The following is a 23,589-nucleotide window of genomic DNA, read 5'->3' as shown; positions in this document are numbered from 1 at the left end:
AGAGAAAGAAGATGGGAGACAGACTCAAGGGCAAGATCGCCGTGATCACGGGCGCCGCGAGCGGCGTGGGCAAGGCCGATGCCGTGCTGTTCGCCGCCGAGGGCGCGCGCGTCGTGCTCACCGACGTGAACGAGGAAGCGGGCCGCGCGGTGGCTGCGCAGATCGGCGACGCGGCGCTGTTCGTGCGCCACGACATCTCCTCCGAGGCGGGCTGGAACGACGTGTTCGGCGCGACGCAAAAGCAGTTCGGCACGCCCGACGTGCTCGTCAACAACGCGGCCATCCTGCAACTGGGCAGCATCGAGGACACGCCGCTCGAACTCTGGCAGCGCATCATGCGCATCAACGCCGAGGGCTACTTCCTCGGCTGCCAGGCGGCCGTGCGCGCGATGAAGGACAAGGGCGGCGCGATCGTCAACATGTCGTCGGTGGCGGCGCTGGGCGGGCTCGGCATGTTCTGCGCGTACTCGGCGAGCAAGGGCGCCGTGACGGCCATGACGCGCGCGATTGCCGCGCACTGCAAGCAGCAGGGCTACAAGATCCGCGCCAACACCGTGCACCCCGACGGCATCCTCACGCCGATGACCGAGCCGTTCTTCGGCTCGGCCGAAGCGGGCCGCGCGCAGATTACCGAATCGGTCGATCCGCGCGCGCGCATGTGCCTGCCCGAAGACATCGCGCAGCTCGTGCTGTTCCTCGCTTCCGATGAATCGCGTTTCATCAACGGCAGCGAGTACCGCATCGACAATGCGCAGATGATCATGGGCGTTGCCTGAGACACGCCATGACCGAAGCTCGTTTTCATCGGCTGCGGGTCGCCGACGTGATAGCCGAAAGTGCCGATGCGCGCTCGTTCGTATTCGAACTGCCCGCGGCGCTCACCGATGCGTTCGCGTACCGGCCCGGACAATTTCTCACGCTGCGCCTGCCGGGCGAGCAGGCGACGCTGCAGCGCTGCTACTCGCTCTCGAGCGCCCCCGGCGTGGACGCGGCCCCGAAGATCACGGTCAAGCGCGTGCGCGACGGCCGCGCGTCCAACTGGCTGTGCGACAGCGTGCGTCCCGGCGACGAGCTCGACGTGATGGCGCCCGCGGGCGTCTTCACGCCGCGCTCGCTCGACGACGACCTGCTGCTGTTCGCGGGCGGCAGCGGCATCACGCCGGTGCTCTCGATCCTGAAGGCGGCGCTGGTGGGCGGGCGCGGCATGCTCACGCTGATCTATGCGAACCGCGACGAATCCTCGGTGATCTTCGGCGCGGCGCTGCGCGATCTCGCCCAGCGGCACCCGGGCAGGCTGCGCGTGATCCACTGGCTCGACAGCGTGCAGGGCGTGCCGCAGCAGCGCCACCTCGAGGAGCTGGCGCGGCCGTGGAGCCGTCAGGAGTGCTTCATTTGCGGTCCGGCGCTCTTCATGGAGAGCGCGCTGGCCGCGATGCTCGCGCTCGGGCTGCCGCGCGCGAAGATTCATGTCGAGCGCTTTGCGTCGCTGCCTGACAAGCCCGCCAAGGAGAGGCCCGCTGCGGCTCGGCCCGCCGAGCCGGAGGCATCCGCGCGCGCGGAGCCCACGGCGCAGGCGGCAAACGCAGCGAGCGAGCCCGCCAAGGCAGCGGCCGAAGCCGAACCGCAAGCCGCGCACGTCGAAACGCACCTCGACGGCGCGAGCGCGCAATTCACCTGCGAGCCCGACGAGACGCTGCTCGACGCGATGGAGCGCGCCGGCCTCTCGCCGCCCAGCTCGTGCCGCAGCGGCTTGTGCGGCGCATGCATGTGCCGCGTGGAGGCGGGCAGCGTGACGCTGGCCGATAACGGCGTGCTCGACGACGAAGAACGGGCCGCCGGCTGGACGCTCGCGTGCAGCGCGACGCCGGCGAGTGCCGAGCTGCGCATCGTGTTTCCCGATTAGGGGCCGCGCGTGCACGCCGTGCATGCGCCGCTCCTGGCCTTGAGCGCCGCCGCTTTGCCCGTGGTCTCCCACGCGTGTTGCGGCGGCGCATGTATTTCCGGAGTCCCCAGATGACGCCCAACCAAACGACGCCCCACGAAACCTTGACGACCCCCGCGCTGATCGCCCGCGGCGCGGCGCGCTACGGCGCGCGCATTGCGATCGAAACCCCCGAGGGCAGCCTGAGCTACGCCCAGCTCGACGCCGCGCGCATCGAAGCGGCACGCGCGCTGATGGCCTGCGGCATCGCCGCGGGCGACCGCGTCGCGATCTGGGCGCCCAATTTCGCCGAATGGATCGTTGCCGCGCTTGCGATCCAGAGCGTGGGCGCGGCGCTCGTGCCGGTGAACACGCGCATGAAGGGCCTTGAAGCGGGCGCGATCCTCGCGGACAGCGGCGCGCGCATGCTGTTCAGCTGCGGCGCGTTCCTTGGCGAGGACTATCCGGCGATGCTCGCGCCGCATCGGCCCGCGACGCTCGAGCGCGTGATCGTGTTCGGCGGCGCGCCAGCCGCCGATGGCCGCGACGAGAGCTGGCAGCAATTCCTCGCCCGCGCTCCGCAGACAAGGCTCGAAGCATTTCGCGCGCGCGAAGCGCAGGTGGGCCCCGATACGCTGATGGACGTGATGTTCACCTCGGGCACGACGGGCCGCCCGAAGGGCGTGATGACCGCGCATGGCCAGAACGTGCGCGCGGCGCACGGGTGGGCCGAGATCGCGCAGCTGCGCGAGGGCGACCGCTATTTGATCGTCAGTCCGTTCTTTCATGCATTCGGGTACAAGGCGGGCTGGCTCGCAGCGCTCACGAGCGGCGCGACGGTGCTGCCGCATCTCGTGTTCGATCCGCGGGCGGTGCTCGAGCGGGTGGTGCGCGAGCGCGTGTCTGTGCTGCCAGGGCCGCCCACGCTTTATCACGCGCTGCTTGAAACGCCGGGGCTTGCGGAGCTCGATCTTTCTTCGCTGCGCGTGGCGGTGACGGGCGCGGCCGCCATCGCGCCGAGTCTCGTTGAGCGCATGCGCGCGGAGCTGAACTTCGAGACCGTGCTTACGGGGTATGGGCTTACGGAGTCTTGTGGCTTTGCCACGCTGTGTCGTCATGGCGACGATGCTGTTACGGTCGCGCAGACTTCGGGGCGTGCCATGCCGGGTATGGAGGTGCGGATCGCGGGGCCGGATGGGGCGGCGCTGGGGCCGGGGGAGACCGGCGAGGTCTGGGTGCGGGGCTATAACGTCATGCGTGGCTATCTGAATGATGAGGCGGCTACCGCGCAGACCGTTGATGATGAGGGCTGGCTTCATACGGGGGATCTCGGGACGCTCGATGAGCGCGGCTATCTGCGGGTGACGGACCGCATCAAGGATATGTTTATCGTTGGTGGATTCAATTGCTATCCGGCGGAGATCGAGCGCTTGTTCGCGGCTCATGAGGCCGTTGCGCAGGTTGCCGTGGTGGGCGTGCCTGACGCACGGCTCGGGGAAGTGGGGCACGCTTATGTCGTGCTGCGAGCGGGGGTCCAGGCGGATGCCGCCTCGCTCATCGAATGGGCCCGCCGGAATATGGCGAACTATAAGGTGCCGCGGCGTATCGAGATCGTCGAGGCGCTGCCCGTGAGCGCGGCCGGCAAGGTGCTCAAGTACCGCCTGCGCGAAGGGGCTCAGGAGGGCGCTCCGGCTTAGGGCGGGTTCGATAGGGATGTCGATTGACGGCGCGGGAGTGGTGACAATTTGATAAGCGCCGGGCTGCGCCGTCGCCGGAAACCGTAAGCCGGGTGAGCGGTCCATGTCAAAAATTGGGGTTGCATGGACTCAAGCGGCGCTTAGGCCTATAGTAGTCTCAGGTATTACCTTTTGCTACGGAGGCCGCGTCATGGTAACGGCGACATCCATCAAGATTGACGACGAACTGAAAGGACGGGTTCAGCATCTAGCTGAGGCCCGTCGGCGTACCCCGCACTGGATCATGCGTGAAGCCATCGAGCAGTATGTCGAGCGCGAGGAAAAACGCGAGGCGTTGAACCAGGACACATTGAAGGCGTGGGATGAGTTTCAGGCGACTGGCCTGCACGCGACCGCTGAGGAAGTGGATAAGTGGCTTTCGAGCTGGGGAACTGAAAACGAACTACCCCCGCCAGAATGCCACAAGTAATCTTTGCGCCAGCTGCAATCCGGGACATGCAACGACTGTACGAGTTCCTTCGGCCGAAGAGCCTTGATGCCGCGCGACGGGCGGGCGAAGCGATTCGACAAGGCGTACAGGCTCTCGGTACTCACCCTCGAATGGGACGTCTCGTAGAAGACCTGCCAGAACAGTATCGGGAGTGGCCGATCGATTTTGGAGATAGTGGTTACGTGGCCAGATATCGTCTCGATGGCGAAAGGGTCACGATTCTGGCCGTCCGACACCAGAAGGAAGCGGGGTATTGACCGTCACTGACGGCCGGGCCAGAGCGCGCAAAGCCACGAAAAATTCCAGCAACCCCAATTTCAGAACACTCACCTCGAGATGGTGGAAGGGCCTCCAATTAGCGTGAGCCAGCGCTCGCAGAGCCCCACCCAATAGTCTCAACAGACGATGTTGCGCGTGCCCCGCGCGGCCAGAATAGACCTCACTACAACGGGTATTCTGGAGGGGCGAAGATGAGCGATGTACGAGCGTTGGGCTACGTCGTCGTGCAGTCGGCACAGTTGGACAAGTGGCGCGACTACGCGCAGAACGTGCTGGGCATGGAGGCACGCGAGGCGAATCAGGGCACCAGCGCCACAAACGGCGCGCTCTACCTCAAGATGGACGAGCGCGATTACCGCTACCTGATCGTGCCGGGCGGCGAGGAGCGCTACTTCGCCTCGGGCTGGGAGTTGGCCGACGAAGCGGCGCTCGCCGCACTCGTCTCCCGGCTCGAACAAGCGGGCATCGAGCCGCGCCGCGCAACTGCCGAAGAAATCGCGCTGCGCCGCGTCCAGTCGATGGTCTGGTGCCTCGATCCCTCCGGCAACCGCCACGAGTTCTTCTGGGGCGTGCGCTCGGACTTCCGCCGCTTCGTCTCGCCCGTGGGCGTGCCCGGCTTCGTGACCGGCGCCATGGGCCTCGGCCACGCGGTGCTCCCCGCCCCGGCATTCGACGCCACCGACGCCTTCCTGCGTGACGTGCTGGGCTTCGCGCTCTCCGATATCTACCGCGTGCGTTTCTCCGCCGATCCGGCAGAGCCCGAAAAGCGCATCCACTTCCTGCACTGCGGCAACGCCCGGCACCACAGCCTCGCGATCATGGACCTCGCCGTCCCCTCGGGCTGCATCCACGTGATGGCCGAAGTCCCCTCGATGGACGACGTGGGCCGCGCGCTCGACCGCGTCGCCGCGCACGGCGTGAAGATGTCCGCCACGCTCGGCCGCCATTGCAACGACCAGATGACCTCGTTCTACATGAAGACGCCCGGCGGCTTCGACCTCGAATACGGCTATGGCGGCCTGCAGGTCGACTGGCGCGAGCACAGCGTCTATGAAGCCACACGCGTGAGCCTCTGGGGCCACGACTTCAGCATCGGATTTTGAGGAACCCTGATGAAAACGCTCGATAAACGCCTGAGCGCGCGCGACGTGGTCGCGCAGCTCGAAGACGGCATGACCATCGGCATCGGCGGCTGGGGCCCGCGCCGCAAGCCCATGGCGCTCGTGCGCGAGATCGCGCGCTCCTCGCTGCGCGATCTCACCGTGGTCGCCTACGGCGGCCCCGACGTGGGTCTGTTGTGCGCCGCAGGCAAGGTCAAGAAGGTGGTGTTCGGTTTCGTCTCGCTCGACGTGATTCCGCTCGAGGCGCATTTCCGCCGCGCACGCGAGACCGGCGCGATCGATGTCTGGGAACTCGACGAGGGTCTCCTGCAACTGGGCCTGCGCGCCGCTGCCGCGCGCCTGCCGTTCCTGCCCACCCGCGTGGGTCTCGGCACCGATCTGCTGCGCCACGCGCCGCATCTGCGCACGGTTCGCTCGCCTTATGAGGATGACGAAACATTGCTCGCGATGCCGGCCATCGAACTCGACGCCGCGTTGCTGCACGTGAACGCCGCCGATGCCATGGGCAACACGCGCATCGACGGTCCTGATCCGTTCTTCGATGCCTGGTTCGCGCGCGCCGCGAAGCGCACCTTCGTGAGCTGCGAGACGCTGGCGGAGTCGCTCGCGAGCCCCGATCTCGAAGCCGCGCGCCGCAATCCGTTCGAGCGCTCGCTCGTGACGGGCGTGGTGCACGCGCCGTGCGGCGCACACCCGACTTCGTGCGCGCCGGCCTATGGCTGGGATCTGCCGCATCTGAAGGCGTATAGCGCCGCCGCGGCGAGCCCGGATCAAACCGCCGCGTATCTGCGCGACGTGGTCGGCCCGAACGAGCACGCGTATCTGCAGGGCGCGGGCGGTCCCTCCCATGTGGCGGCGCTGCCGCTGCCGATTCTGTGAAAGGAGCGAGCGTGAACGACGCAATCGACTATTCCCTCGCCGAGCTGATGATCGTCGCCTCGGCCAGACTCTGGCGCGACGACGGCGAAGTGCTCGCCACCGGCATCGGCACGGGCCCGCGCCTCGCCGCCGGCCTCGCGCGCCTCGCGTACAACGCCGGCCTCATGCTCACCGACGGCGAGGCCTACCTCGTCGAAACGCCGGTGCCGCTGGGCCCGCGCGACGCGGCGCACCGCGTGGCGGCGAGCGGCTGGATGACCTATGAGCGCGTGTTCGACTGCGTGTGGCACGGACGTCGCCACGCGCTCGTCATGCCCACGCAGATCGACCGCTTCGGGCAGGCCAACATCTCGTGTCTCGGCAGCGACTACGCGAAGCCGAAGACCCAACTGCTGGGCGCACGCGGCTTTCCCGGCAACAGCATCAACCACGCGAACTCGTTCTTCGTGGCGGGCCACAGCACGCGTACCTTCGTGGCCGGCGAAGTCGACATGGTCTGCAGCGTCGGCTACAACCCGGCGCGCGAAATCGAAGGCATGCGCGCGTTCACGGATCTGCGCGCGATCGTCACCGACCTCTGCGTGATGGACTTCGGCGGCCCGGACCACGCCGTGCGCGTGCGCTCGCTGCACCCGGGCGTGAGCTTCGACGAAGTGCAGGCAGCCACCGGCTTCCCGCTCGCGGCCGCCGACGATATCGGCACGACCGCGCCGCCCAGCGCCGAGGATCTTCGCATCGTGCGCACGCTCGATCCGCACAACCTGCGCGCAGCGATCCTGCGCGACAATCCCGCGCCGCGGCGCGCATGAAGCGAAGCGAGGCCATCATGCAGGACAGTATTTCGCATAACGAAGAAGTCGTGCTCTACGAGGTGGCGGACGGCATCGCCACCATCACGATGAACCGCCCCGAGTATCACAACGCGCAGAACTCGAAGATGACGTATGCGCTCGACGCCGCGTTCCAGCGCGCGGCGCACGACGACGCCGTGAAGGTCATCGTGCTCGCGGGTGCGGGCAAGCACTTTTCGGCGGGGCACGACATCGGCACGCCGGGGCGCGACATCAACACGTCGTTCGAGCGCCAGTCGCTCTGGTACGACCACGTGAACAAGGAGGGCGGCGAGTTCCTCTATGCGCGCGAGCAGGAGGTCTATCTGGGCATGTGCCGCCGCTGGCGCGACCTGCCCAAGCCGACCATCGCGATGGTGCAGGGCGCCTGCGTCGCCGGCGGTTTGATGCTCGCATGGGTGTGCGACCTGATCGTCGCCTCCGAGGATGCCTTCTTCGCCGACCCCGTCGTGCGCATGGGCATTCCCGGCGTGGAATATTTCGCGCACGCCTATGAGCTGAACCCGCGCATCGCCAAGGAGTTTCTGTTCCTCGGCGAGCGTATGAACGCGCAGCGCGCCCAGCAGATGGGCATGGTCAACCGCCTCGTGCCGCGCGAGGCGCTGCGCGAGAGCGTCTACGAGATGGCCACGAAGATTGCGGCGATGCCGCGCCTGGGCCTCGCGCTCACCAAGCAGGCGCTCAATCACGTGGAGGAGTTGCAGGGCAAGCGCGCTGCAATGGACGCCGCGTTCGCCTGGCATCACTTCGCACACGCGCACAACGAGCTCGTGAGCGGCGACCGCCTGGGCGGTTACGACGCGCGCAAGATGGCGCAGTCGCAGCGCGCGCCTGACGCAGAAACGAAGGAAGCCGCGCCGGAGGGCACGTCATGAACGCGCTGGCCGCCGAAACACCGCGCGAACTGCGCACGCCGCTCACGGACCTGCTCGGCTGCCGCTATCCGGTCGTGCAGACGGCCATGGGCTGGGTGGCCGACGCGCGCCTCGTCGCGGCCACCTGCAACGCGGGCGGCTTCGGCTTCCTGGCCGGCGCGACGCTCGAGCCGGACCGTGTGGAGGCCGAGATCCTGCGCGTGAAGTCGCTTACCGACCGGCCCTTCGGCATCAACTTCCATATGTTCCAGCCCAACGCGGCGCAGGTGGTCGATCTCGCGATCCGTCACCGGCTGCGCGCGGTGAGCTACGGGCGCGGGCCCGATGCGAAGACGATCCGCCGCTTCAAGGACGCGGGCGTGCTGTGCATTCCAACAGTCGGCGCGCCTAAGCATGCGGCGAAAGCCGTGGAGCTGGGCGCCGATGCGGTGACCGTGCAGGGCGCCGAAGGCGGCGGCCACACGGGCTCGGTGCCCACCACGCTGCTGCTGCCGCGCGTGCTGGACGCCGTGCAGGTGCCGGTGATCGCGGCGGGCGGCTTTTTCGACGGACGCGGCCTTGCCGCCGCGCTCGGCTATGGCGCCGCCGGCATCGCCATGGGCACGCGCTTTCTCATGACCGAGGAGTCGCCCGTGCCGCGCGAGACGCTTTCGCGCTACGTGGCCGTGAAGGACCCGGCGCAGATCCGCGTCTCGGCGGCGCTCGACGGCCTGCCGCAACGCATGATCGACAACCCGTATCTGCTGCATCTGGAGTCGCTCGGGCCGTTGCGCCGCACGCTCTTCGCGCTGCGCACGGCCCAGGCGTGGCGCCGCCAGAACGGCCTCTCGCTCGCGCAGATGGCCTCGCTCGGCGTCAAGGCGCTGCGCGAGCACGGCTATACCGCGAGCCAGACGCTGATGGCCGCGAACGCGCCGTACCTGATCCAGCGCGCGATCGTCGAGGGGCAGCCCGACGAAGGCGTGCTGCCGGGCGGACAGGCGGCGGCGATGATCGGCGCGATCGAGCCGTGCGAGGCGGTGATCCTGCGCATCGTGCGCGAGGCGTGCGAGCGGCTCGATGCCCTCGCGGCGATGCGTGCCGACAGCACGCATGCGGACGCCGCCACGGTGCGCGCGTAGTGGACAGACGATGAGCTGACGAGATCAACGCCAGCGCAAAAAGCATTCAGGCATTGACCCATTCACGAGACGAGGGACGGGGGACATGACACAAGCAAGCCATAACGGAACAACGAACGGGGCGACCGTGGCCACCACCGCCCAGGGCGGACGGCAGCCCGCGTTCTCGATCGCTCGCGTGGGCAACCACGGCGCGGTGGCCGAGCTCACGCTCGATCGCCCGCCAGTGAACGCGCTCGACAGCGAGGACTGGTACGCGCTCGCCGCCGCCATCGACGCGCTCGGCCGCGACGAGAGCGTGCGCGTGATCGTGCTGCGCGGCGAAGGGCGCGGCTTCTGCGCGGGCGTCGACATCAAGGAACTTTCGGCGCATCCCGAGCGCATCGTCGCGGTGAATGCGGGCAACTACGCCACGTTCCGCGCCGTGCACCGCAGCCCGAAGCCCGTGATCGCGGCCGTGCACGGCTTCGTGCTGGGCGGCGGCATCGGCATCTGCGGTGCGGCCGATATCGTGATCGCCTCGCAATGCGCGCGCTTTGGCGTGCCCGAGATCGACCGCGGCGCGATGGGCGGCGGCGCGCATCTGCAGAGAATGTTCGGTGTACAAAAGGTTCGCGCGATGTACTTCACGGGCGACATGGTGGGCGCCGACGAGGCATGGCGCCTCGGTGCCGTGGAACGTGTCGTGCCGCGCGAGCAGTTGCGCGACGCGGCGCTCGAACTTGCGCAGCGCATTGCCGAGAAGAGCGGCACGATGCTCGCGCTCGCGAAGGAGGCGCTCAACGGCGTGGAAGACGGCGACCTCGAAGACAAATACCGCTGGGAACAGGGCTTCACGCTGCAGGCCTACATGTCGAACGATTCGACCGAAGCGCGCAGCGCGTTCGTCGAAAAGCGCGAGGCGCGCTTCGATGCAGCACAACCCGCTGCACAACCGGGCGAGGGCCGCGCATGAAACTCGACTACACACCCCAACAACGCGCGTTTCGCGAGGAAATTCGCGCATGGCTCGCCGCACACGTGCCGAGCAAGCCGCTGCCAAGCTTCGACACCGAAGCGGGCTTCGCCGCGCATCGCGAGTGGGAGCGCACGCTGCACTCGGGCCGCTGGAGCATGGTCACGTGGCCCCGCGAGCTGGGCGGGCGCGGCTGCGACCTGATCGAGTGGCTGATCTTCGAGGAAGAGTACTGGCGCGCCGACGCACCCATGCGCGTGAACCAGAACGGCATCTTCCTGCTCGGCCCCACGCTGATGGACTTCGGCACCGACGAGCAGAAGGCGCGCTTCCTGCCCGCGATGGCCTCGGGTGAGCACGTCTGGGCGCAGGGCTGGTCGGAGCCGAACGCGGGCTCGGACATGGCGGCGATCCGCTCGAGCGCGTTTCGCGACGGCGAGGAGTACGTGATCAACGGGCAGAAGATCTGGTCGACGCGCGCGGTATGGGCGGACTGGCTGTTTGGCCTGTTTCGCAGCGACCCGCAGTCCACGCGCCACCACGGCCTGACCTTCCTGATGGTGCCGCTGAACGCGCCGGGCGTGACGGTGCGGCCGATCCGGCAGTTGAACGGGCAGACCGGCTTTGCCGAGATCTTCTTCGACGACGTGCGCGTGCCGGTGGCCAACCGCATCGCGGGCGAAGGCATGGGCTGGCACGTGGCGATGGCCACGGCGGGCTTCGAACGCGGCCTGATGCTGCGCTCGCCGGCGCGCTTCCAGCGCACGGCCGAGGCGCTGCGCGAGCTGCTGCTCGCCAATCCCGAGGCGGCGCGGCGCGATCCGTCGCTGCGCGAGCGCGTGGCCGCCGCGTGGATGGATGCGCAGGCCTATGCGCTTTCCACCTACATGACGGCGAGCCGCTTGCAGAAGGGCGGGCACATTGGCGCGGAATCGAGCACCAACAAGGTGTTCTGGTCGGAGCTCGACTTGCACATGCACCAGACGGCGCTCGATATCCTGGGCGCGCGGGCGGAAGTGGTGCCGCACGGCGAGGAGGCGCATGAGCGCCTGGGCAACTGGCTTGATGGCTTCCTGTTCGCGCAGGCCGGACCGATCTACGCGGGCACCAACGAGATCCAGCGCAACATTGTCGCCGAACGCATGCTGGGCATGCCGCGCGGCTAGCGAACAACATCGACGAAGCGGTTGGCTGCCGCCAGAGATTCGATTCGGAATGCTGATGATAAGGCAGAGTGAATCGACCGCGAAGCATGGGACCGGAGTAAGGAGCTTTGCTCTAACTCCGGTCGACCGCGAAGCATGGGACCAGAGTAAGCGCTAAAGCGCTAACTCTGGTCGACAGGGAGACATATGGACTTTTCATTCAACGAAGACCAGGAAGCGCTGGCCGATACCGCGCGCCGCTTCCTGATGACCGAGCTCACGCCGGAACTGCTCCGCGAGCTGTGGGAGACCGAAACCGGGCGCTCGGAGCGGCTCTGGGCGCAACTGGCGGCGCAGGGCATGACGGCCGTCTCGGTGCCGGAAGAACAGGGCGGTCTCGGCATGTCGGCGGCCGAATGGGCCCTGCTCGCGCAGACGTGGGGCTATTTCGGCGGGGCCGATACGCTGATGGACACCTCGTTCGTGACGGTGGCGCTGCTCAACCGGCTGCCCGCGAGCGACTGGCGCGACACGCTGCTCGCGCAGATCGCGGCGGGCAACGCCCGCGTCGCGCTCGGGCATCCGGTGAATCCGTATGTCGCCGATGCGCACGTCGCCCACGTGCTGCTGTGCGAGCGTGACGGCGAGCTGCATCGCGTGGAACCCGCAGCTTGCATGCGCAAGGCGGTGCAAAGCGTGGACCCGTCGCGGCGCATCTTCGAGCTGGATTGGACGCCGAACGAATCCACGCGCATCGCGGATGCCGCCAGCGCCGCGCCGCTGCTCGACACCGCGCTCGACCACGGCGTCTTCGCGGTGGCCGCGCAATTGCTCGGCCTCACGCAGCGCGTGCTCGACGCGGCCATCGACTACACGGCGCAGCGCAAGCAGTTCGGCAAGCCCATCGGCGCGTATCAGGCCGTCAAGCACCTGCTCGCCGACGTCGCGATCCGCTATGAGTTCGCGCGTCCGGTGGTCTATCGCGCGGCCTGCGCGCTGGCCACGGACGACCCGCAGCGCGCGCTCTACGTCTCGCACGCGAAGCTTGCCGCACTCGGCGCCGCGCAACTGGCCGCGCGCCACGCCATCCAGGTGCACGGCGCGATGGGCTACACGTGGGAGCTGGACCTGCAGATCTTCGTCAAGCGCATCTGGGCGCTCGCGGGCAACTGGGGCGACGCCACCTTCCATCGCGAGCGCGTGGCCAGCACGCTCATCGACGCGGGTACGGCCATCGGCCCCGCGCGCACTTTCGAACTGGAGTGACCATGAAAGAAGCCTATATCGTCGATGCGCTGCGCACGCCCACGGGCCGCCGCAAGGGCACGCTCGCACCGGTGCACGCCGCTGACCTGGGCGGCTTCGTGCTGCAGGAGATCGTCAAGCGCAACGCCATTCCCGCCGCCGACTACGACGACGTCGTGTTCGGCTGCGTGGACACCATCGGCCCGCTCGCGGGCAATATCGCGCGCACCTGCTGGCTCGCCGCCGGCCTGCCGCTCACGGTGCCGGGCGTGACCGTGGACCGCCAGTGCGGCTCCTCGCAGCAAGCCGTGCATTTCGCGGCGCAGGCCGTGATGAGCGGCACGCAGGACGTGGTGATCGCGGGCGGCGTGCAGACCATGACGCAAATCCCCATCTCTTCCGCGATGACGGCGGCCGTGCCGCTCGGCTTCAGCGACCCGTTCTCGGGCAGCGCGGGCTGGCGCGCGCGCTTTGGCGACGCGCCGGTCTCGCAGTTCGACGCGGCCCAGCGCATCGCCGATCACTGGGGGCTCTCGCGCGAGACGATGGAGCGCTATGCGCTGGAGAGCCACCGGCGCGCGGTGGCCGCCATCGAGGAAAAGCGCTTCGAGCGCGAGGTCGTGCCGTGCTTCGGCCTCTCGCGCGACGAGACTCCGCGCCCCGATACCTCGCTCGAAAAGATGGCCTCGCTCGAGCCGCTGATGCCGGGCGGCTCGCTCACGGCGGCCGTCTCAAGCCAGACCTGCGACGCGGCGGCGGCGCTGCTGATCGTCTCGGAAGACGCGCTGCAACGCTATGGCCTCAAGCCGCGCGCGCGCATCCATCACCTGAGCGTGCTGGGCGACGATCCGCTCTGGATGCTGACCGCGCCGATTCCCGCCACGCGCCACGCGCTGAAGAAGGCGGGCCTCTCGATGAACGACATCGACGTGGTGGAGATCAACGAGGCGTTTGCCTCGGTCGCGCTCTCGTGGCTGGCGGAACTGGGCTACGACGCGGCGCGCACGAATCCGAACGGCGGCGCGATCGCGCTGGGCCATCCGCTGGGCGCAACCGGCGCGCGTCTCATGACGACGCTGCTGCACGAGCTGGAGCGCACGGGCGGTCGATACGGACTCCAGACGATGTGCGAAGGCGGCGGGCTGGCGAACGTGACGATCATCGAGCGGCTTTGAGCGCGGCGTCGAGAACAGCTTAAAAAACAGCTCCGGGGACGGGACGCACATCACGCGAGCTTGATCCACGCAAGCCGCGGCAAGAGCAACACAACGAGAGGTCAGGCATGGGAATCTGCAAGGAACGGACCGTGATCGTCACGGGCGCGGGCGGCGGGCTCGGGCGCGCATATGCGCTCGCGCTGGCGGAGCAGGGCGCGGCGGTCGTGGTCAACGACGTGCGCGAAGACGCGGCGCGGGCCGTGAGCGAGGAGATCGCGCTGGCGGGTGGCCGCGCGATCGCGAACGCCGACGACATCACGCGCATGGACACGGCGCAGCGCATCGTGGATGCCGCGCAGAACGCCTTCGGCACGGTGCACGCACTCGTGAACAACGCTGGCATCTGCCGCGACCGCATGTTCACGAGCATGACCGAAGACGACTGGGACGCGGTGATGCGTGTGCATCTGCGCGGCCACTTCTGCCTCGCGCACATTCTCGCGCGCGGCTGGCGCGACGCCGCGAAGGCGGGCACGCCGGTGGCGGCGCGCATCATCAACACGAGCTCGGGCGCGGGGCTGCAAGGCTCGATCGGGCAATCGAACTATGGCGCGGCCAAGGCCGGCATCGCGGCGCTCACGCTGATGCAGGCCGCCGAGCTGCAGCGCTACGGTGTGAGCGTGAACGCGCTCGCGCCGGCGGCACGCACGGCGATGACCGAGGCCGTGTTTGCCGAGGTGATGAAGAAGCCCGAGGACGGCGGCTTCGACGCCTTCGATCCGGCCAACGTCGCGCCGCTGGTCGTGTGGCTCGCGAGCGAGGCGTCGGGCGAGGTCACGGGGCAGGTGTTCGAGGTTTCGGGCGGCATGATCGCGGTGGCCGAGGGCTGGCGCACGGGGCCGAGCGTGGACCGTGGCGCGCGCTGGCCCGCGGGCGAAGTGGGCGCGGCGGTGACGGCGCTGCTCGCGCAGGCGCGGCCGGCCCAGCGCGTTTATGGAAGCTGACGCCATGGACCTCGTACTGACCGAAGAGCAGGTCATGATCCGCGAGAGCGCGGCCGAAGTGCTCTCGCAGCAGAGCGCATCGGCCGACGTGCGCCGCGTGATCGAGCGTCATGCGGCCTACGATGCCGCGCTCTGGCAGACCGTGGCGGCGGAACTGGGCTGGTGCGGCCTGAGCGTGCCGGAGCGCGCGGGCGGTGCGGGTCTGGGCGCGACCGAGCTCGTGCTGCTGATGGAGCAGCTCGGGCAGCGGCTCGCCTGCGTGCCGTACTTCGGCACTGCGGTGCTGGCCGCGCAGGCGCTGGCCCGTTGCACCGGCGACGAAATCGGCGTGAGCGAAAGCGCTGCGGATGCGGGCAGCGAGGAGGCCGTGCGCTGGCTCGCGCGCATCGCGGCGGGAGAGACGCGCGCGGCGCTGGCGATCGAACATGCGTTGCCTTTTGAAGCGGACGAAAGCGGGGGCCTGTCTGCGCAGGCATCGACCGTGGAAGCACACGCCACAGCGGACGGGTTTCGCCTGAGCGGCACGTTCAGCGCCGTGCTGGACGGCGTGATGGCCGATCTGCTGCTCGTGCCCGCGCGCCTGGCCGATGGCGGCAGCGACGAGATCGCGCTCTTCGCGGTCGAAACGGCGCACGCGGGCGTGACGCGCACGCCGCTCGCGACGCTCGACGCCACGCGCGCATTCGCCGGCATCGCGCTGAACGACGTGCACGTGGCGCCCGCTGCGTGCCTCGCGCGCGGCGCGGCGGTGCGCAACGCACTCGCGCAAACGGCATGGCTTGCCGCACTCGCACTGGCCGCCGAGCAGTTGGGCGGCGCGCAGCAATGCCTCGACCTCACGCTCGCCTATACGGCGGAGCGCGTGCAGTTCGGGCGCGCCATCGCCTCGTTCCAGGCGGTCAAGCACCGCTGCGCGGAAATGCTCGTGGCGGTGGAGGCGGCGCGTTCGGCGGTGCTCGGCGCGGCGGCGGCATGGGACGCTGTTCAAGGCGCACCCTCAGTTGAGCAATACGCCGACATCGCGGCGGCCAAGGCCAGCGCGAACGACGCGTTCCGCTTCTGCGCACAGGAAGCCATTCAGCTGCACGGCGGAGTGGGATTTACCTGGGAGTACGATCCACAGCTTTATTTCAAGCGTGCCCAGGCGTCCGGGGCGCTGTTCGGCTCGACGCCCTGGCTCTATGGCTGGCTCGCGCGTCACGTGATCGACAGCGCGCGCCACGATGGCGGCGATGCCCCGGCCGATGGCATGGCAGCACCGGTTCTTGCAGGAGCGAGCGCATGAACGCACGCATCGATTCGAATTTCAACGAACAAGGCGGCAGCCGTGAGGCGCGTCTGCGCGCCGAGATCGCCGCGTGGATGGCTACGCACCTCTCCGGCGAATTCGCCTGCCTGCGCTACCGCGGCGGCCCCGGCGACGAGGACGCCTTCCCCGAGCTGCGCAAGGCGTGGGAGCGCGAGCTGGCACAAGGCGGCTGGACGGGACTCGGCTGGCCCGTGGAGGCCGGCGGGCGCGGCTGGAGCATCGCCGACCAGGTGATCTTCCACGAGGAATACGCACGCGCGGGCGGCCCGGGCCGCATGGGGCACATCGGCGAGGGCCTGCTCGGCCCCACGCTCGTCGCCTGCGGCAACGCCGACCAGCGCGCGCGCTTTCTGCCCGGCATTCTCGCGGGCACGCAGTTCTGGTGCCAGGGCTATTCGGAGCCCGGCGCGGGATCGGACCTCGCGAACGTGCGCACGCGCGCCGAGCGCCAGCCCGACGGCGCATGGCGCATCGACGGCCAGAAGGTCTGGACCTCGCTCGCGCACGACTCCGAGTGGATCTTCGTGCTCGCGCGCAGCGACCCGCAATCGCGCGGCAACAAGGGCCTCTCATTCCTGCTCGTGCCGCTCGACCAGCCCGGCGTGGAGATCCGCCCGATCCGCCAGATGAACGGCGGCGCGGAATTCAACGAAGTCTTCTTCGACGGCGCGCGCGCCGAGGCCGCCGATCTCGTTGGCGAGCCCGGCGACGGCTGGCGCATCGCGATGACGCTGCTCGGCTTCGAGCGCGGCATTTCCACGCTCGGCCAGCAGATGCAATTCATCCGCGAACTCGACTGGGTGATCGACGCGGCGCGCGAGGCCGGCGTGGCTGACGACCCGGCCATCCGCGCGCGCATCGCGAAGGCGTGGGCCGGGCTGCGCACGATGCGCTACAACGCGCTGCGCATGCTGGCGGGCGCGGGCGACGGCGCATCCGCTGCCGGTACGCCCGACAAGTCCTCGCTCATCTACAAGTATTACTGGTCGAACTGGCACCGCGAACTGGGCCAGCTCGCGATGGACGTGCTCGGCGAGCGCGCCAATTTCGTCGATGCGAACGACGTGAAGCTGAGCCGCCTGCAGGGCGTGTTCCTGTTCTCGCGCGCCGACACCATCTACGCCGGCACCAACGAAATCCAGCTCAACATCATGGCCGAGCGCGGGCTCGGCATGCCCAAAGAACCCCGAGGTCAAGCATGAATGCTCCACACGGTCTTGCCATTGCGCCGCCCTATGTGGCGGGTCATCAACTGCTCGCGGGCAAGTCGGTGCTCATCACCGCCGCCGCGGGCGCGGGCATCGGCTTCGCCGCCGCGAAGCGCTGCGCGGAAGAGGGCTGCCGCGCGCTCTTCATCTCCGATATCCACGAGAAGCGCCTCGCCGAGGCGGTCGCGCGGCTGCGCGAGGAAACGGGTCTGGACGCCATCTACGGGCGCCTTGCCGACGTCTCGAACGAGGAGCAGGTGCAGGCATTGGTGGCCGACGCCGAGGCGCGCATGGGCGGCGTGGACGTGCTCATCAACAACGCGGGCCTTGGCGGCTCCTGCCGTCTAGTCGATATGGACGATGCGCAATGGTCGCGCGTGATCGACATTAGCCTTACCGGCACGTTCCGCATGATGCGCGCGATGCTGCCCCACATGCAGGCGCGCGGGCGCGGCACGATCGTCAACAACGCGTCGGTGCTGGGCTGGCGCGCACAGGCGGAACAGGCGCACTACGCGGCGGCCAAGGCCGGCGTCATGGCGCTCACGCGCTGCACGGCGCTGGAGGCGGCGCCGCATGGCGTGCGCATCAACGCGGTGGCGCCGAGCATTGCGCTACACGATTTTCTGAAGAAGTCGGCTCCGGCCGAACTGCTTGAACAACTGGCGTCGCGCGAAGCCTTTGGGCGCGCCGCCGAAGTCTGGGAGGTGGCAAACGTGATGGTGTTCCTCGCAAGCGACTACGCGTCGTATCTGACCGGCGAAGTGCTCTCCGTGAGCAGCCAGCACGCATGATGAGCACGCTCGACGTTTCTGCTCCCGTCACGCCCGTGCGCGTGTTCGCGCAACCGGGCGAGCTGCTCGAAGCGGTGGGCGAGCGCCTTGGCGCGAGCCCGTGGTTCGAGATCGACCAGGCGCGCATCGACCAATTCGCGGACGCCACGCTCGACCACCAGTGGGTCCACGTGGACCCCGAGCGCGCACGCGGCGGCCCGTTCGGCGGCTGCATCGCGCACGGCTATCTCACGCTCTCGCTCGTCAACTACTTCCTGCCGCAGATCGTGCGCATCGACGGCGCAAGCATGGGCGTGAACTACGGCTGCGAGCGCGTGCGCTTCCCGGCCCCCGTGCGCGTGGGGGCGCGCGTGCGCGGCGTGGGCGAGCTGTTGCGCGCCGAGGCGCTGGAAGGCGGCGTGCAGGCGTGGATACGCGTGAGCGTGGAGATCGAGGGCGAGCCCAAGCCGGGCTGCGTGGCCGACACCATCAGCCGCTACTACTTCTGATTTCAGGTTTCAGATTGATTCAGTCCCAGACACGGAAAAAACAGGAACGCATTCGATGAACGAAGCCGTGATTGTCTCGGTGGCGCGTACGCCCATCGGCAAAGCCTACCGGGGTGTTTTCAACGATACGGAGGCGCCCGCGCTCGGCGGCCACGTGGTGCGCGCGGCCGTAGAGCGCGCGGGCCTCGAGGGCCGCGAGGTCGACGACGTCATCATGGGCTGCGCCGCGCAGCAGGGCACCCAGGGCTACAACATCGGCCGCCTTTCGGCGATCGCCGCCGGGCTGCCCGCGAGCGTGCCGGGCATGGCGCTGGACCGCATGTGCTCGTCGGGCCTCATGTCGATCGCGGTGGCCTCGCGCAGCATCGCGTGCGGCGACGCGGACATCGTCGTGGCCGGCGGCGTGGAGTCGATCACGCTCACGCAGAACCGCCACAAGAACAGCTATCGCGCGCGCGCCGAAAGCGTGCTGGCGCAGCAGCCCGCCGCCTATATGGCGATGATCGAAACGGCCGAGGTGGTCTCGCGCCGCTACGGCATCAGCCGCGCCGATCAGGATGCCTACGCACTCGTGAGCCAGCAGCGCACGGCAGCGGCGCAGGCGGCAGGGCGCTTCAACGCCGAGATCGTGCCGCTCGACGTGCGCCGCGCGCTCTTCGATAAGGAAGGCAACGTCACGGGCCACGAAAACGTGCGCGCCGAACGCGACGAATGCAACCGCGCCGACACGAGCGCCGCGAGCCTCGCCGCGCTCAAGCCCGTATGGAGCGGCGGCGAAGCCGTCGCGCAGGGCGAATACATCACGGCGGGCAATGCCTCGCAGCTTTCGGACGGCGCCGCCGCCGTGGTAGTGATGAGCGCGCAAAGCGCCCGTGCGCGCGGGCTCGCGCCGCTGGGCACGTTCCGCGGCCTCGCGGTGGCCGGCTGCGAGGCCGACGAGATGGGCATCGGCCCCGTCTTCGCCGTGCCGAAACTGCTCGAGCGCCACAAGCTCACGGTCAACGACATCGGCCTGTGGGAGCTCAACGAGGCCTTCGCTTGCCAGGCGATCTACTGCCGCGACAAGCTCGGCATCCCGATGGAGCGCCTGAACGTGAACGGCGGCGCGGTTTCGCTCGGCCACCCGTTCGGCATGTCGGGTGCGCGCATGACGATGCACGCGCTCATCGAAGCGAAGCGGCGCGGCGCGCGGCTCGCGGTCGTGACGATGTGCATTGGCGGCGGCATGGGCGCGGCGGCGCTGTTCGAAATCGCGGCGTAGACCGAGAAGCACGCCGCGCGGGCAGTCCATGCAGCACGCGCAGTAGCAGCAGAAAAACGTAGCAGAAAGCAGTCATAGAAAGCAGTCACAGAAAGTAGTCACACCTGGAGGAGACACTCCGTGAAAAATACGCTTCCGGGCCTGCTGATGTCGGCGGCGGTGCTGGGCGCGGCGCTCTTCGCGTTCTCGCCGCGTCCGTTGCCCGCCTTCCCCGCCAGCACCATCGCGGCCAATCATCTGCAGATCAACGGCCTTGCCCAGGCCGGCTCGCGCACGGTCGCCGTGGGCGAGCGCGGCGTGATCCTGCTGAGCGACGACGCCGGCAAGAGCTGGCGGCGCGCCACGGTCACGCCCGACGAGGCGTCGACGCTCACCCAGGTCTTCTTCGTATCGCCGCGCATCGGCATTGCCGTGGGGCACGACGGCTGGATCCTGCGCACCGTGGACGGCGGCGAGCACTGGCAGGAAACGCACTTCGACCACCGCCATTCCGATCCGCTGCTCGCGATCTGGGGGCAGGCGAACGGGCCGATCTTCGTGATTGGCAGCTTCGGACAACTGTTCGTCTCGCACGACGAAGGCGCGACGTGGACCGCGGGGAAAACTCCGACCGGCGACCGCCATCTCAACGCGATTGCGGGCGATGGAAAGGGGCGCATCGTGATCGCGGGCGAGACGGGCACGCTGCTCGTCTCCAACGATGACGGCACGACCTGGGACAAGCGTCCCTCGCCCTATGCGGGCTCGCTCTTCGGCGTGCTGCCGCTCGCGGACGGCACGTGGCTCGCCTACGGCATGCGCGGCAACGTGGTGCGCTCGACGGACGGCGGCCAGACATGGGCCCATATCGACAGCGGCGTGGGCGTCTCGTACTTCGGCGCGACGCAGCTGCCGGGCGGCCGCCTCGTGCTGGTCGGGCAGGGCGGCGCCATCGTCACCTCCGACGACGAGGGCGAGCACTATGCCGTGCGCAAGGCAGGCGGCGTGCAGAGCCTGGCCGCCGTGCTGGACGAAGGCCAGAGCCGCGTGCTGGTGGCCGGCGAGGCGGGCGTGATGCGCTGGACCGTGCCCGCGCAGACCGTGCCGGCGCCGCGCGACCTGGCGAATGCCGCGAAGCTTGCGGGTTCGAACGCACCGTCGGGCAGCGTGCCTGACGCACCGTCCAACGCGCCTGCGAACACGCCACCGCACGCACCATCCTGAGACCGCGGCGCGTTGAGTTCTTCCCGCTGCCTTAGATCGCAGTGCAATTGGCACTGCGAACCGTTGTGCCATTCGTTGTGAGACGCACCATGACCGCCTCTACCCGTTCCTCCGCGCTCGCGCGCTTCGTCGACCGCTGCGCCGGCGCCATCATGCGCCACCGCCTCGTGCTGCTCGCCGTGTGCGTGGCGCTGACCGCCGCCTTTGGTCTCTCGGCCACGCGGCTGCGGCTCGACCCGGGCTTCAACAAGATGATCCCGATGGAACACCCGTATATGCAGGTGTTCAACCGCTACGCCAGTGCGTTTCCCGGCGCCAACACGGTGCTCGTGAGCCTGCGCTGGAAAGGCCAGGGCGACATCTACAACGAGCAGTTCATGGACGAACTGCGCCGCGCGACCGACGACGTCTTCTTCATCCCCGGCGTCAACCGCTCGCGCGTGTTCTCGCTGTTCACGCCGAACGTGCGCTACACGGAAGTGACCGAAGCGGGCTTTCGCGGCGACGTGGTCGTGCCGGGCCAGTTCAGCAGCGCCAATCCCGCCGACCTCGCGAAGGTGCGCCGCAACGTGGCGCGCTCGGGCCAGATTGGCCGGCTCGTGAGCAACGACCTCAAGGCCGCGCTGATCCGCGCGGAGCTGCGCGAGACCGATCCCACCACGGGCAAGCGGCTCGACTATGGCGCGGTGGCCAAGCAGCTCGAACAGATCCGCGCGCGCTACGCCAACCAGAACGTCGAAGTGGACATCATCGGCTTCGCGAAGCTGGTGGGCGACGTGGAGGCGGGCATCGCGGGCGTGATGGTGTTTTTCGGCATCGCGTTTGCCGTGACCGCCGCGCTGCTGCTCGCCTATACGCGCTCGCTCAAGACCACGGCGCTCGCGCTGTGCGTCGCGCTGTTGCCGGTGGTGTGGCTGCTGGGCGCGCTGCCGATCCTCGGCCTCGGCATCGACCCGATGTCGATTCTCGTGCCGTTCCTGATCTTCTCGATTGGCGTCTCGCACGCGGTGCAGATGACCAACGCATGGAAGCAGGCACTGGCCACCGGCCTGTCCTCGGTCGACGCGGCACGCGACGCGTTCCGCAAGCTGTTCGTGCCGGGCACGGTGGCATTGCTCACGAACGCGCTGGGCTTCATGGTGATCATGCGCATCCGCATCGACATCGTGCGCGAGCTGGGCGTGACCGCGTGCCTGGGCGTGCTGCTGATGATCATCACGAACAAGGTGTTCCTGCCGATCCTGCTCTCGTACACGAAGCTGGAACGCGGCGCGCTCGCCCGTGCGCAGCGCAGCGCGGAGCGCAGCAAGGAAGGCGGCTGGGCGCGCTTTGGCGTGTTCGCGCGGCCGCTGCCGGCGCTTGGCGTATTCGCGGTGGCGCTCGCGCTGCTTGCATACGGCGCTGAGGCCTCGCGTGGCCTGCAGATTGGCGACATCGGCTCGGGTGCGCCGGAGCTGCGCGCGAACTCGCGCTACAACGTGGATAACGCGCGCATTACTAGCCAGTACAACATTGGCGTGGACGCGCTGGCCGTGATCGTGGAGACGCAGGGATACGACGACGCGTGCCTCCACTACCCGGTGATGAGCGCCATCGAGCGCTTCGAGATGCAGATGCGCGGCGTGTCCGGCGTGCAGTCGGTGGTGAGCGTGCCATCGCTCGCGAAGGTGTCGATTGCCGCGTTCAATGAGGGCAATCCGCGGTGGGCCGCGCTGCCGCGATCGACGGATGGCCTTACGCAGGGGGCGAGTGCGTTCGATCCCGATAACGGGATGAATACGGAGAACTGCCAGGCGATCCAGGTGTTGATCTACACGGATAACCATGAAGGTCGCACGATTGCGCACATTGTTGATGAGATTAAACGCTTCGCGGCGGAGGATGAGACCAAGGGGGTGGAGTTCCGGCTCGCGGGTGGCAATGTGGGGGTGATGGCGGCTACCAACGAGGCCGTTGCCGATGCCGAGATCGCCATGCTGCTTTCGATCTTTGGCGCTATCGCGCTGCTGTGTCTGGTGACGTTCCGGTCGTGGCGTGCGGTGCTGTGTGTGATCGTGCCGCTTACGATTGTCTCGATTCTTTGTAATGCCGTGATGGCGAAGCTTGGTATCGGGTTGAAGGTGGCTACGTTGCCGGTTATTACGCTTGGCGTGGGGGTGGGGGTCGATTACGGCATCTATCTCTATGAGCGCTTGCAGCATGAGGTGCGTGCGGGGGCGAGCTTGCCCGAGGCGTTCGGGGAGGCGATGCGGCAGCGTGGGACGGCGGCGCTCTTTACGGCGGCCACGATGTTTATTGGCGTGGGTACGTGGGCGGGTTCCGCGCTCAAGTTCCAGGTGGATATGGGGGTGTTGCTGGCGTTCATGTTCCTTGTGAACTTGTTTGGTGCGGTGTTTTTGTTGCCGGCTCTGGCCGCCTGGCTGGGGGTTGAGCGCGCCGAGCGTCGCGTGGGGAGTGTGCCGAGTGCGGCGCGTCACGCTAGTGTGGAAGAGGCCGCTCATGCGCGGCCCTGAAAGCGAGTTTCAAATCTAATTAGGGGCGCGCTGATATCGTGCTTTGGCCTTAACTTGTTTTCGCGGCGGGCCG

The 23,589-nt window shown here is 68.3% G+C and carries 22 protein-coding genes; all 22 read left to right on the top strand.

Annotation, left to right across the window (positions count from 1 at the left end):
- The first annotated feature begins 11 nt into the window (after positions 1–11).
- Positions 12–776 (top strand): SDR family oxidoreductase, encoded by a 765-nt coding sequence (locus tag BO1_RS41090; RefSeq protein WP_028222543.1) that lies wholly within the window; start codon positions 12–14, stop codon positions 774–776.
- Between the two features lie 8 nt (positions 777–784).
- The gene (locus BO1_RS41085; RefSeq protein ID WP_028222542.1) at positions 785–1,903 is read left to right on the top strand and encodes a ferredoxin--NADP reductase; all 1,119 of its coding nucleotides are present in this window, start codon (positions 785–787) and stop codon (positions 1,901–1,903) included.
- Between the two features lie 110 nt (positions 1,904–2,013).
- Complete coding sequence (locus BO1_RS41080; protein ID WP_174490632.1) at positions 2,014–3,618, top strand: FadD3 family acyl-CoA ligase; 1,605 nt, start codon at positions 2,014–2,016, stop codon at positions 3,616–3,618.
- A 190-nt stretch (positions 3,619–3,808) separates the two neighbouring features.
- Positions 3,809–4,087: a CopG family ribbon-helix-helix protein gene (locus BO1_RS41075; protein WP_028222540.1), complete on the top strand. Its 279-nt coding sequence runs from the start codon at positions 3,809–3,811 to the stop codon at positions 4,085–4,087.
- Positions 4,075–4,365 carry a type II toxin-antitoxin system RelE/ParE family toxin gene (locus BO1_RS58475; protein ID WP_084688686.1) on the top strand — a complete coding sequence of 97 codons (291 nt, stop codon included), beginning with the start codon at positions 4,075–4,077 and terminating at the stop codon, positions 4,363–4,365. The genes BO1_RS41075 and BO1_RS58475 overlap by 13 nt, the downstream gene beginning before the upstream one ends.
- A 213-nt stretch (positions 4,366–4,578) precedes the next feature.
- On the top strand, positions 4,579–5,490 hold the full coding sequence (locus BO1_RS41070) for a VOC family protein (protein WP_043288713.1): 912 nt from the start codon (positions 4,579–4,581) through the stop codon (positions 5,488–5,490).
- Between the two features lie 9 nt (positions 5,491–5,499).
- The gene (locus BO1_RS41065) at positions 5,500–6,387 is read left to right on the top strand and encodes a CoA transferase subunit A (protein ID WP_043288712.1); all 888 of its coding nucleotides are present in this window, start codon (positions 5,500–5,502) and stop codon (positions 6,385–6,387) included.
- 47 nt (positions 6,388–6,434) lie between these two features.
- Entirely contained in the window at positions 6,435–7,196 is a 762-nt protein-coding gene (locus BO1_RS41060) for a CoA-transferase subunit beta (RefSeq protein WP_407670069.1), read from the top strand.
- A 17-nt stretch (positions 7,197–7,213) separates the two neighbouring features.
- Positions 7,214–8,113: an enoyl-CoA hydratase gene (locus BO1_RS41055; protein ID WP_043288718.1), complete on the top strand. Its 900-nt coding sequence runs from the start codon at positions 7,214–7,216 to the stop codon at positions 8,111–8,113.
- On the top strand, positions 8,110–9,234 hold the full coding sequence (locus BO1_RS41050) for an NAD(P)H-dependent flavin oxidoreductase (RefSeq protein WP_043288711.1): 1,125 nt from the start codon (positions 8,110–8,112) through the stop codon (positions 9,232–9,234). The genes BO1_RS41055 and BO1_RS41050 overlap by 4 nt, the downstream gene beginning before the upstream one ends.
- A gap of 85 nt (positions 9,235–9,319) precedes the next feature.
- Positions 9,320–10,189, top strand: coding sequence for an enoyl-CoA hydratase family protein (locus BO1_RS41045; protein ID WP_084688684.1), 870 nt, complete (start codon positions 9,320–9,322; stop codon positions 10,187–10,189).
- The gene (locus BO1_RS41040) at positions 10,186–11,355 is read left to right on the top strand and encodes an acyl-CoA dehydrogenase family protein (RefSeq protein WP_028222533.1); all 1,170 of its coding nucleotides are present in this window, start codon (positions 10,186–10,188) and stop codon (positions 11,353–11,355) included. Before BO1_RS41045 ends, BO1_RS41040 begins: the two co-directional genes overlap by 4 nt.
- 186 nt (positions 11,356–11,541) lie before the next feature.
- Positions 11,542–12,600: an acyl-CoA dehydrogenase family protein gene (locus BO1_RS41035; protein WP_028222532.1), complete on the top strand. Its 1,059-nt coding sequence runs from the start codon at positions 11,542–11,544 to the stop codon at positions 12,598–12,600.
- A 2-nt stretch (positions 12,601–12,602) separates the two neighbouring features.
- Positions 12,603–13,754: an acetyl-CoA C-acetyltransferase gene (locus BO1_RS41030; RefSeq protein ID WP_028222531.1), complete on the top strand. Its 1,152-nt coding sequence runs from the start codon at positions 12,603–12,605 to the stop codon at positions 13,752–13,754.
- A 107-nt stretch (positions 13,755–13,861) separates the two neighbouring features.
- Positions 13,862–14,740 (top strand): SDR family oxidoreductase, encoded by an 879-nt coding sequence (locus BO1_RS41025; RefSeq protein WP_028222530.1) that lies wholly within the window; start codon positions 13,862–13,864, stop codon positions 14,738–14,740.
- A 4-nt stretch (positions 14,741–14,744) separates the two neighbouring features.
- Entirely contained in the window at positions 14,745–16,025 is a 1,281-nt protein-coding gene (locus BO1_RS54935; protein ID WP_043288710.1) for an acyl-CoA dehydrogenase family protein, read from the top strand.
- A complete protein-coding gene (locus tag BO1_RS41015) occupies positions 16,022–17,251 on the top strand; it encodes an acyl-CoA dehydrogenase family protein (protein WP_043288707.1) in 1,230 nt (409 codons plus the stop codon). The genes BO1_RS54935 and BO1_RS41015 overlap by 4 nt, the downstream gene beginning before the upstream one ends.
- Positions 17,248–18,051: an SDR family oxidoreductase gene (locus BO1_RS41010; protein ID WP_028222528.1), complete on the top strand. Its 804-nt coding sequence runs from the start codon at positions 17,248–17,250 to the stop codon at positions 18,049–18,051. The genes BO1_RS41015 and BO1_RS41010 overlap by 4 nt, the downstream gene beginning before the upstream one ends.
- Positions 18,048–18,539, top strand: a complete 492-nt coding sequence (locus tag BO1_RS41005; RefSeq protein ID WP_028222527.1) for a MaoC family dehydratase — start codon at positions 18,048–18,050, stop codon at positions 18,537–18,539. The genes BO1_RS41010 and BO1_RS41005 overlap by 4 nt, the downstream gene beginning before the upstream one ends.
- Positions 18,540–18,594: 55 nt before the next feature.
- The gene (locus BO1_RS41000; protein ID WP_028222526.1) at positions 18,595–19,800 is read left to right on the top strand and encodes an acetyl-CoA C-acyltransferase; all 1,206 of its coding nucleotides are present in this window, start codon (positions 18,595–18,597) and stop codon (positions 19,798–19,800) included.
- A 120-nt stretch (positions 19,801–19,920) separates the two neighbouring features.
- Entirely contained in the window at positions 19,921–21,003 is a 1,083-nt protein-coding gene (locus BO1_RS54930; RefSeq protein ID WP_156992695.1) for a WD40/YVTN/BNR-like repeat-containing protein, read from the top strand.
- Between the two features lie 89 nt (positions 21,004–21,092).
- A complete protein-coding gene (locus BO1_RS54925; protein WP_043288706.1) occupies positions 21,093–23,516 on the top strand; it encodes an efflux RND transporter permease subunit in 2,424 nt (807 codons plus the stop codon).
- Positions 23,517–23,589: the final 73 nt, after the last annotated feature.

It is taken from the genome of Paraburkholderia oxyphila NBRC 105797 (genome assembly GCF_000685075.1).
Classification (GTDB): domain Bacteria; phylum Pseudomonadota; class Gammaproteobacteria; order Burkholderiales; family Burkholderiaceae; genus Paraburkholderia; species Paraburkholderia oxyphila.
The sequence above is the reverse complement of the archived record's forward strand: the minus strand, read 5'-3'. Positions and strand labels throughout refer to the sequence as shown.